The following is a 9,021-nucleotide window of genomic DNA, read 5'->3' as shown; positions in this document are numbered from 1 at the left end:
GGGGCCCGCCCACCAACCCGGGACCGGGCACCTGGTCCCGGACCACCGCGTCGGCCACGGACACCGCCGGACCGGGCCGTGACGCCGGGGCCTCGCCCCGCAGGTTCGGGTCGAGGTTGTCGACCGGCAGCGAACCGCCCAGGGCGATCGCGGCGAGCGACACCGCTCCGGCCGCCACGAACGCGAAGCGCCGGCGCGGCCGCCCCACCTCGTGTATCCGGAAGCCCTGCTGCGGTGTGCTCGGTGCCACGTACGCGAAGAGCTCCGCCCCCGGCGGAGCCGGCGGACCCGGCGGCCCGTCGGGACCCTCGCCCGGCAGCCCCTGCAACCGGGCCAGCAGCCCGGCCGACAGCGGCGGCGGCGCGCTCTCGACGAAAAGGCTCTTCACGCGGCGCTGCGCATCGGCCTCGGCCTTGCACTTGGGGCAGGTGGCCAGGTGTGCCAGGACCCGCTCGCGCGCGTCATGGTTCAGTTCCCCGTCGACCAGGGCGGCGAGCCGGTCGCCCAGGTGCTGTTCGGCAGGAGAGGGACTGACTCCGCTCACTCGGCTCCGCCCTCTCCCCCGGCGCCCGGCGCGCCCACCGCCGCTCCCGCCAGCGCCCGCTGCTCCGCACGGGCCTCGGGGGACCGGTGCTTGAGCGCCTTGCGCAGGTGCGAACGGCCCCGGTGGATACGGCTGCGCACGGTGCCGAGCTTCACGCCCAGCGTGGCGGCGATCTCCTCGTACGACAGGCCCTCGATGTCGCACAGCACCACGGCCGCACGGAACTCGGGCGCGAGGGTGTCCAGCGCCTGCTGGACGTCCGCGTCGAAGTGGGTGTCGTGGAGGACCTGCTGCGGGGACGGCTCACGGCTCGGCAGCCGCTCCGCGGCGTCGTCGCCGAGCGCGTCGAAGCGGATCCGCTGCTTGCGGCGGACCATGTCCAGGAACAGGTTCGTGGTGATCCGGTGCAGCCAGCCCTCGAACGTGCCCGGGGTGTAGGTGGAGAGCGAGCGGAAGACGCGGACGAAGACCTCCTGCGTCAGGTCCTCGGCGTCGTGCTGGTTGCCCGTCAGACGATAGGCAAGGCGGTAGACCCGCGCACTGTGCGTGCTGACGATCTCCTCCCATGAAGGAGGGGTCCACGCCTGGGTGCCCGCATCGTCGGCAAAGGTCGCAGTGGTTGCGGTGGCAGCGGTGTGGAAGCGGTCAGCAATGTTGGTCACGGATTTCGGCTCACCCGCCGACCAGAAGAGGCGTCTGAATACGCCTCCACGATCCACAGGCGCAGCCGCACCTCCCCTATCGGCTCTGGTGGTGTCCAGTGGAGTCCCTACCATAGCCACCCCTCCCGTCAGCTCCGGATAAGCGTTTTTGCAGTAACTTTGCACGTGCCTGCGACTCGCCGGGCCGTCGATCTGCCCGGTGCCGTCCCCATCTATCCCGGCTGCGTCCCGCCCTTACGCCCCTTTTGCCGCGCTGGGTCTTTCCGCCGCCGTTTTCTTCAACGTGCGGTCCCATCTGCGGGTTCCCGACGTCAGCGGATACAGTCACCGTTGCGCCAACTATGGGGACAGGAGAGGGTCATTACCGGCAACCGGCAGACGAGCTGGGCGTTCGCCGACGCGTTTGTCGCCGAGGACGACGCTCTGCGGTGGGCCCGCGACCGGGCCAGGGAAGCGGGCCTGCGCTCCGTCTCCCCGGGCACCGGCGCCGCGCTGCGCCTGCTCGCCGCCACCGCGGACGCCAAGGCGGTCGCCGAGATCGGCACCGGCACCGGCGTCTCCGGCATCCACCTCCTCCACGGCATGCGCCCCGACGGGGTGCTGACCACCGTGGACCCCGAGGCCGACCGGCAGGCCTTCGCCCGCCAGGCCTTCCGCGCCGCCGGTTTCGCGGGCAACCGCGCCCGGTTCATCCCCGGCCGGGCACTCGACGTACTCCCCCGGCTCGCCGACGGCGGGTACGACCTCGTGTTCTGCGACGGCGACCCGACCGAGTCCCTCGACTACCTCGCCGAATCGTTGCGCCTGCTGCGGCCCGGCGGGCTGGTGTGCTTCGAGGGGGTCTTCTCCGACGGCCGGACCGTCGATTCGGGGGCGCAGCAGACGGAGGTGCTGCGCGTGCGGGAGCTGCTGCGCAGCGTCCGCGAGAGCCCGGCGCTGGAGGCGGCGCTGCTGCCGGTGGGCGACGGCCTGCTCTGCGCGGTCCGCCGCTGACGGTTCCGGTTCCGGTTCGGGTCGCGGCATCCGTCCGGGCGGGCCCGGGCCGGCCGGGCCCGGAAGACAACGCTGCCCCGGCCGCAGGGAGCGGACGGGGCAGCGCAGAGAATACTGGGAATGCAGATGGTGCGGTGCTGCCGACTGGTTAGCCGACGACCTTCTTCAGGGCGTCACCCAGGGCGTCCGCCTCGTCCGGAGTCAGCTCGACGACAAGCCGACCGCCGCCCTCGAGCGGTACGCGCATGACGATGCCCCGCCCCTCCTTGGTGACCTCGAGCGGGCCGTCGCCCGTCCGCGGCTTCATGGCCGCCATGCTCGTTCCCCTTCCTGAAACCAGCTCATCGTCAGCCGACGGCCCCATTCAGGCGCCTGGAACCCGGCATCGAACACATTGCTTCTTGGCCATTATCCCGCATGTCAGGACCCGATGACCAACATCGGCAGGGAACGCTTGAGCAACGCGCTCGGCCAAAACCACTCATTTCGGGGACGTGCCTGCGATACTTCGCCGCCGCACCCGGCGTCCGCCCTCCGCTTTCTTTGACGCACATCACATGCCCCGGGACGGTCCGGTCCGCCATGCTGGCCCTTGCACCGGCCGGTACCGGCCGGTAGCCAAGCCCGCGACGAAGGGGGACCCCCTGCCATGGCCGACAGCGTGCTCTACGAAGTGACCGACGGACTGGCCACGATCACGATCAACCGGCCCGACGCCATGAACGCGATGAACACCGAGGCCAAGGTCGCGCTGCGCGACGCGGTCCGGTCGGCGGCCGCGGACCCGGCCGTCCGGGCGGTGCTGCTCACCGCGGCCGGCAACCGGGCGTTCTGCGTCGGCCAGGACCTCAAGGAGCACATCGGGAACCTGGCGGCGGACCGCGAGAACGGTTCCTCGCTGACGATGAGCACGGTCGCGGACCACTACAACCCGATCGTGCGCGCCCTGACCGAGATGCCCAAGCCGGTCGTGGCGGGCGTCAACGGAGTCGCGGCCGGAGCGGGCTTCGGTTTCGCGCTGGCGGCGGACTTCCGGGTGGTCGCCGACACGGCGTCCTTCAACACCTCCTTCGCGGGGGTGGCCCTCACCGCGGACTCTGGCGTCTCCTGGACCCTGCCCCGCCTGATCGGTGCCTCGCGCGCCAGTGACCTGCTGCTCTTCCCGCGCTCGGTGAAGGCGCAGGAGGCGTACGAGCTCGGCATCGTGAACCGCCTGGTCCCCTCCGACTCCCTGCACGCGGAGGCCGAGGCGGTCGCCCGCGCGCTGGCGGCCGGCCCGACGGTGGCCTACGCCGCGCTGAAGGAGTCCCTGGCCTACGGGGCGTCCCACTCGCTGGCGGAGGCGCTGGCCCACGAGGACACCCTGCAGGCCCGCGCCGGCGCCTCCGAGGACCACTCGATCGCCGTCGAGGCCTTCCTCGCCAAGCAGCCGCCGAAGTACCTGGGCCGCTAGGCCCCCGGCCCCGGCCCCGTCGGCAGGCTCGCGCCCGCCCCCCCCGGTCAGGCGGGGGTACGGGCGACGCAGGGGGCCAGGTGGTCGTTGACCAGCCCGCAGGCCTGCATCAGCGCGTAGGCGGTGGTGGGGCCGACGAAGCGGATCCCGGCCTTCTTCAGGGCCTTGGACAGGGCCGTGGACTCGGGCGTCACCGCCGGGACCTCGGAGATCGTCGCGGGGGCCGGGCGGCCCGGCTCCGGGGCGTGCGACCAGATCAGCCCGTCCAGTTCGCCCGGCTCCCACTCCGCGAGGACCTTCGCGTTGGCCAGCGTGGCCTCGATCTTGGCCCGGTTGCGGATGATCCCCTCGTCGGCGAGCAGCCGCTGCGCGTCGGCCGGTCCGAAGGCGGCGACCTCGGCGATCACGAAGTTCGAGAAGGCGGTGCGGAACCCTTCCCGGCGGCGCAGGATCGTCAGCCAGGACAGCCCCGACTGGAAGGCCTCCAGGCACAGCCGCTCGTACAGGGCGTCGTCCCCGTGCACGGCGCGGCCCCACTCCGTGTCGTGGTACGTGATGTAGTCCTCGGTGGCGAGCGCCCAGGGGCAGCGCAGGCCCCCGTCCGGGCCGGCGATCGCCGTCACTGCTGCTCCTCCTTCTCCTTGTGCAGGTCGACCGCCCCGCCGGCCGCCTGCGCGCGGGAGTGCGCGGCGGCGGCCGTGAGCTCCGCGATGCGCGCGTCCCGCTCGGTGAGCTCCGCCGCGAGCCGCTCCAGTACGTCGTCCACCTCGGCCATGCGGTATCCGCGCGGGGCGACCGGCAGCCGCAGCGCGTCGATGTCGGCCCGTACGACCGGGCGGCTCTCCGGCAGCGCGTCGGCCACCCGGTCCGGCTCCGCCTCCGGCAGCACCGCCTCGGAACCACCGCCCACCACGGCCAGGGTGACCGCCGCGACGACCACGACCAGCGCGATCAGCAAGAACCAGAACACGAGCAACTCCCTGAGAGACATCGGGCCACCGGCCACCAGGTTAAGGTCGCAGCGAGGCGCGAGGGCCGCCGGAGGAGGAAAGAACGGGATGCTGCGACTGGGCAGGCGCGAGTTCGACACCCACGAGCCGGTGATCATGGCCATCGTGAACCGGACGCCGGACTCCTTCTACGACCAGGGAGCGACGTTCCGCGACGAGCCCGCGCTGGACCGGGTCGAGCAGGCGGTCGCCGAGGGTGCCGCGATCATCGACATCGGCGGGGTCAAGGCGGGTCCGGGCGAGCACGTGGACGCGGCCGAGGAGGCCCGGCGCACGGTCGGCTTCGTGGCCGAGGTGCGGCGCCGCCACCCGGACGTGGTGATCAGCGTCGACACCTGGCGGCACGAGGTCGGCGAGGCGGTCTGCGAAGCCGGGGCCGATCTGCTGAACGACGCCTGGGGCGGGGTGGACCCGAAGCTCGCGGAGGTCGCGGCGCGCCACGGCGCGGGCCTGGTCTGCACGCACGCGGGCGGGGTCGAGCCGCGCACCCGGCCGCACCGGACGACGTACGACGACGTGATGGCGGACATCCTGCGGGTCACGGTGGGGCTGGCCGAACGGGCGGCCGCGCTGGGGGTCCGCCGGGACGCGATCATGATCGACCCGGGCCACGACTTCGGGAAGAACACCCGCCACTCGCTGGAGGCCACCCGCCGCCTGGGCGAGATGACGGACACGGGCTGGCCGGTGCTGGTCTCGCTGTCCAACAAGGACTTCGTCGGGGAGACCCTCGACAAGCCGGTCAAGGAGCGCCTGTTGGGCACGCTGGCCACGACGGCGGTATCGGCCTGGCTGGGCGCCCAGGTCTACCGCGTCCACGAGGTCGCCGAGACCAGCCAGGTCCTGGACATGGTCCGCTCCATCCAGGGCCACCGCCCCCCGGCGGCGACCCGTCGCGGCCTGGCCTGAGCGGTGCCCCGGGGGTGCCCCCGGCGGTCGGCCGCCGGGGGCTCGCGGGGTGCGGGCCGGCTACTTGCCGACCTCCTTGGTCACCAGCGCGATCGCCTCGTCCACGTCGTCCGTGACGTGGAACAGGTAGAGGTCGCGCTCCGAGGCCTTGCCCTGCGCGATCACCGTGTTCTTCAGCCAGTCGACGAGCCCGGACCAGTACGCCGAACCGAACAGCACGATCGGGAACCGGGTGATCTTCTGGGTCTGGACCAGGGTCAGCGCCTCGAACAGCTCGTCCAACGTGCCGAGTCCGCCCGGCAGGACCACGAAGCCCTGGCTGTACTTCACGAACATCGTCTTGCGGACGAAGAAGTACCGGAAGTTCAGTCCGAGGTCCACGTGCTGGTTGAGCCCCTGCTCGAACGGCAGCTCGATGCCCAGGCCCACGGAGACGCCGTTGGCCTCCCGGGCACCCTTGTTGGCCGCCTCCATCGCGCCCGGGCCGCCGCCCGTGATGACCGCGAAGCCCGCCTCGACGAGCGCGCCGCCGATCCGGACCCCGGCCTCGTACTCCGGCGACCCGGCGGGCGTGCGCGCCGAGCCGAACACGCTGATCGCCGGCGGCAGCTCCGCGAGCGTGCCGAAGCCCTCGATGAACTCCGACTGGATGCGCAGGACCCGCCAGGGATCGGTGTGCACCCACTCGGAGGGCCCGGCCGAATCCAGCAGCCGCTGGTCCGTCGTACTGCCCGCCTGCACCTGGCCCCGCCTGCGCAGCACCGGCCCGAGCTGCTGCTCCTCGGGCCGACGACGAGCGTTGCCTTCGGGGTTGCCCATGATGTGCTCCCTCCTGCTGATCGTTGGATCAGGGTAGGCGCACAAAGGTGACGGGAAGCGGAATTCAGGAGGTCAGCCAGGCGCGGAGTCGTTCTTCGCAGTGGAGGATCGCCTTGGTCTCGACGCGCTCGTCGACCTTGTGGGCCAGCAGGGCGTCGCCCGGGCCGTAGTTCACCGCCGGGACGCCGAGGGCGCTGAAGCGGGAGACGTCCGTCCAGCCGAACTTCGGCATCGCGCGGCCGCCGACCGCCTCCATGAACGCGGCCGCGGCCGGGTGGGAGAGGCCGGGGAGCGCGCCGCCGGAGAAGTCGTCGATCACGAACTCGTCGACGCCGCAGTCCGCGAAGACCTCCCGGACGTGGGCGATCGCGTCGTCCATGCTGCGGTCCGGGGCGAAGCGGAAGTTGACCGTCACGGTGCAGGCGTCGGGGATGACGTTGTTGGCGACGCCGCCCTCGATGCGGACGGCGTTCAGGCCCTCGTGGTACTCCAGGCCGTCGATGACGGGCCTGCGGGGCTCGTACGCCGCGAGTTTGGCGAGAATCGGGGCCGCCGCGTGGATGGCGTTGGACCCCATCCAGCTGCGCGCGGAGTGGGCGCGCTCGCCGGACGTGCGGAGCAGGACGCGCAGGGTGCCCTGGCAACCGCCCTCGACCTCGGCGTTCGACGGCTCCAGCAGGACCGCGAAGTCGCCGGTCAGCCAGTCGGGGTGGGCCTGTGCGACCTTGCCCAGGCCGTTGAGGTCGGCGGCGACCTCCTCCTGGTCGTAGAAGACGAAGGTGAGGTCGCGGTTGGGCTCGGGGACGGTCGCGGCGATGCGCAGCTGCACGGCGACGCCGGACTTCATGTCGGTCGTTCCGCAGCCCCACAGGACGTCGTTCTCGTCGAGGCGGGACGGCACGTTGTCGGCGATCGGCACCGTGTCCAGGTGGCCGGCGAGCACGACGCGCTCGGTCCTGCCGAGGTGCGTGCGGGCCACGACGTTGTTGCCGTACCGGTCGACCGTGAGGTGCGGGAGGGCGCGCAGCGCCTGCTCCACCAGGTCGGCGAGGACCTTTTCGTCGCCGCTCACGGACGGGATGTCGACGAGCCGGGCGGTCAGCTCGGCGGCGTCCAGGGTGAGGTCCAGCTCGGATTCGGACATGGCTCTGACCCTAACGCCCCGGGCTGCGACGAACCTCCCACGTCCGGCCGGTGGACGCGTCGCGTGGCTCAAGTACGGTGGGCGGCGTGTCCCAGAGCGATCACCTCCGCCCCCGCCGCCGCCGACCGCTGCTCAAGGTCGCCGGCGCGTTCGTTCTGCTCGCGCTGATCGGCTACGGAGCCGTGCAGTACGACTCGACGAACGGCAGTGGGGGCGCTCCGCACTGCACGGCCAGCGCGCCGGCGAGTGCGCAAGGGGTCGACATGACCCCCGAGCAGGCGGCCAACGCGGCGACGATAGCCGCGGTCGGCGTGGCCAAGGGCCTGCCGGACCGGGCCGTGACCATCGCGCTGGCGACCGCGATGCAGGAGTCGATGCTGCGCAACCTGGACCACGGCGACCGGGATTCGCTGGGCCTGTTCCAGCAGCGGCCCTCGCAGGGCTGGGGCACTCCGCAGCAGATCACTGACCCGGTGTACTCGGCCGGGATCTTCTACGACCGGCTCGTCGCGATCAAGGGGTACTCGCGGCTCCCGCTGACGGAGGCGGCGCAGCAGGTGCAGCTGAGCGGCTTCCCGCAGGCGTACGCGAAGCACGAGCCGGAGGCGACCGTCCTGACGGCGGCGTTCGCGGGCGACGGGGAGCTGACGTGCGGCGGGCCGGCTCCCACCGCGCCGGGCGACCCGGAGAAGGTGCGCTCGGAGCTCAGCCGGATCTTCGCGAAGGACAAGACGCACTCCGCGCAGGCGGGTCCGAACCGGACGGCGGAGGCGGGCCGGGCGGTCAAGGAGACCGAGGTGACCTTCGTGGAGAAGCGGGACGGCGGCGCGTCCGCGGCGCGCGGCAGCAAGGCGATGGCGGGCTGGGCGGTGGCCAACGCGCACGGGATGGGCATCGCGCGGGTGTCGTACGACCGGGCGGGCTGGACGGCCGGCCAGGCCAAGGGCAAGTGGCAGCCGGCGGGCGCCGCCGGCGGGAAGTCCGCCCCGGGGGACCCCTACGAGGCGAAGCAGGACGAGGTGCGGATCTTCGTCGCGCGCTGAGCGGGCCCGCCGAACCGGCCCGCCGAACCGGCCTGCGGGACCGGCCCGCGGGACCGGTCGCCCGTACGAGGCGTCCCCCGTGCGGGGGTGACCGGGCGGGCGGCCCGACCCGCCTCCTCGGGGGCGGAACCCCTGGTCGGCGCGCATTCAATGGGCTTGTCGCGGAAGCCGATTAAACGATGCGTTACCGATCCTTTACCCGGCGCCTCCGCAACTCCACCCGCCCCCCGAGCGGTTGTACACGGCGTACTCAGCCGCTACCGCTTAGGAGCATCATGTCCCTCCCCCTGACCCGCCGGATCGCCCGTACCGCGCTGCTGCTCGCAGCCGGGGCAGCTCCCGTGGTCGGTGCGGCCGGCGCTGCCAGCGCCGCGGGCCTGGAGTCCGTGCCGCAGCTGGGCGCGCTCACCAGCCCGGACGCCGCCGGCACCGCGGGTGACGTGG

General features: G+C 72.5%; 11 protein-coding genes and 1 pseudogene. 5 read left to right on the top strand and 7 right to left on the bottom strand.

Translation table 11 applies throughout. From position 1 onward, the window contains the following. Both ACFXA3_RS25400 and sigE read right to left on the bottom strand, forming a co-directional pair. Window positions 1-544: zf-HC2 domain-containing protein (locus tag ACFXA3_RS25400; RefSeq protein ID WP_385190494.1), on the bottom strand; the 544-nt coding region annotated here is incomplete at its 3' end. Next, window positions 541-1,320: an RNA polymerase sigma factor SigE gene (gene sigE / locus ACFXA3_RS25395; protein WP_385190492.1), complete on the bottom strand. Its 780-nt coding sequence runs from the start codon at window positions 1,318-1,320 to the stop codon at window positions 541-543. The genes ACFXA3_RS25400 and sigE, both read right to left, overlap by 4 nt. A 216-nt stretch (window positions 1,321-1,536) precedes the next feature. Between sigE and ACFXA3_RS25390 the strand changes: the two genes are divergently transcribed. Then, on the top strand, window positions 1,537-2,199 hold the full coding sequence (locus tag ACFXA3_RS25390) for an O-methyltransferase (protein ID WP_054227355.1): 663 nt from the start codon (window positions 1,537-1,539) through the stop codon (window positions 2,197-2,199). A gap of 148 nt (window positions 2,200-2,347) precedes the next feature. Here ACFXA3_RS25390 and ACFXA3_RS25385 read toward each other — a convergent pair whose 3' ends face one another. After that, a complete protein-coding gene (locus tag ACFXA3_RS25385) occupies window positions 2,348-2,515 on the bottom strand; it encodes a DUF3117 domain-containing protein (RefSeq protein WP_003966491.1) in 168 nt (55 codons plus the stop codon). A 333-nt stretch (window positions 2,516-2,848) separates the two neighbouring features. Between ACFXA3_RS25385 and ACFXA3_RS25380 the strand changes: the two genes are divergently transcribed. Beyond that, window positions 2,849-3,652 (top strand): enoyl-CoA hydratase/isomerase family protein, encoded by an 804-nt coding sequence (locus ACFXA3_RS25380; RefSeq protein WP_385190490.1) that lies wholly within the window; start codon window positions 2,849-2,851, stop codon window positions 3,650-3,652. Between the two features lie 47 nt (window positions 3,653-3,699). Here the strand turns inward: ACFXA3_RS25380 and ACFXA3_RS25375 are convergent, their stop codons facing one another. Further along, window positions 3,700-4,275 (bottom strand): DNA-3-methyladenine glycosylase I, encoded by a 576-nt coding sequence (locus ACFXA3_RS25375; protein WP_385190488.1) that lies wholly within the window; start codon window positions 4,273-4,275, stop codon window positions 3,700-3,702. Continuing rightward, window positions 4,272-4,628: a DivIVA domain-containing protein gene (locus tag ACFXA3_RS25370; protein WP_385190496.1), complete on the bottom strand. Its 357-nt coding sequence runs from the start codon at window positions 4,626-4,628 to the stop codon at window positions 4,272-4,274. Before ACFXA3_RS25370 ends, ACFXA3_RS25375 begins: the two co-directional genes overlap by 4 nt. Window positions 4,629-4,710: 82 nt before the next feature. On the opposite strand from ACFXA3_RS25370, the gene folP reads away from it, so the two are divergent. Continuing rightward, complete coding sequence (gene folP, locus ACFXA3_RS25365; RefSeq protein WP_385190486.1) at window positions 4,711-5,571, top strand: dihydropteroate synthase; 861 nt, start codon at window positions 4,711-4,713, stop codon at window positions 5,569-5,571. A gap of 60 nt (window positions 5,572-5,631) precedes the next feature. On the opposite strand, the gene ACFXA3_RS25360 is transcribed toward folP, so the two are convergent. Both ACFXA3_RS25360 and dapE read right to left on the bottom strand, forming a co-directional pair. Beyond that, window positions 5,632-6,390: a TIGR00730 family Rossman fold protein gene (locus ACFXA3_RS25360; RefSeq protein WP_385190484.1), complete on the bottom strand. Its 759-nt coding sequence runs from the start codon at window positions 6,388-6,390 to the stop codon at window positions 5,632-5,634. 64 nt (window positions 6,391-6,454) lie between these two features. Further along, window positions 6,455-7,534: a succinyl-diaminopimelate desuccinylase gene (dapE, locus tag ACFXA3_RS25355; RefSeq protein WP_385190481.1), complete on the bottom strand. Its 1,080-nt coding sequence runs from the start codon at window positions 7,532-7,534 to the stop codon at window positions 6,455-6,457. Window positions 7,535-7,620: 86 nt separating this feature from the next. On the opposite strand from dapE, the gene ACFXA3_RS25350 reads away from it, so the two are divergent. After that, the gene (locus ACFXA3_RS25350; protein ID WP_385190478.1) at window positions 7,621-8,577 is read left to right on the top strand and encodes a hypothetical protein; all 957 of its coding nucleotides are present in this window, start codon (window positions 7,621-7,623) and stop codon (window positions 8,575-8,577) included. Window positions 8,578-8,852: 275 nt separating this feature from the next. Beyond that, window positions 8,853-9,021, top strand: a pseudogene (locus ACFXA3_RS25345) (ATP-binding protein); the annotation flags it as partial.

The organism is Streptomyces sp. NPDC059456, assembly GCF_042750055.1.
Lineage (GTDB): Bacteria > Actinomycetota > Actinomycetes > Streptomycetales > Streptomycetaceae > Streptomyces.
Note: the sequence above shows the minus strand (reverse complement) of the source record. Positions and strands in the feature narration are given on the sequence as shown.

Coding starts and splice junctions, on each gene's coding strand:
- ACFXA3_RS25380 (WP_385190490.1), top strand. CDS start 2,849: ATGGCCGACAGCGTGCTCTACGAAGTGACCGACGGACTGGCCACGATC.
- dapE (WP_385190481.1), bottom strand. CDS start 7,534: ATGTCCGAATCCGAGCTGGACCTCACCCTGGACGCCGCCGAGCTGACC.
- ACFXA3_RS25360 (WP_385190484.1), bottom strand. CDS start 6,390: ATGGGCAACCCCGAAGGCAACGCTCGTCGTCGGCCCGAGGAGCAGCAG.
- ACFXA3_RS25385 (WP_003966491.1), bottom strand. CDS start 2,515: ATGGCGGCCATGAAGCCGCGGACGGGCGACGGCCCGCTCGAGGTCACC.
- folP (WP_385190486.1), top strand. CDS start 4,711: ATGCTGCGACTGGGCAGGCGCGAGTTCGACACCCACGAGCCGGTGATC.
- sigE (WP_385190492.1), bottom strand. CDS start 1,320: ATGGTAGGGACTCCACTGGACACCACCAGAGCCGATAGGGGAGGTGCG.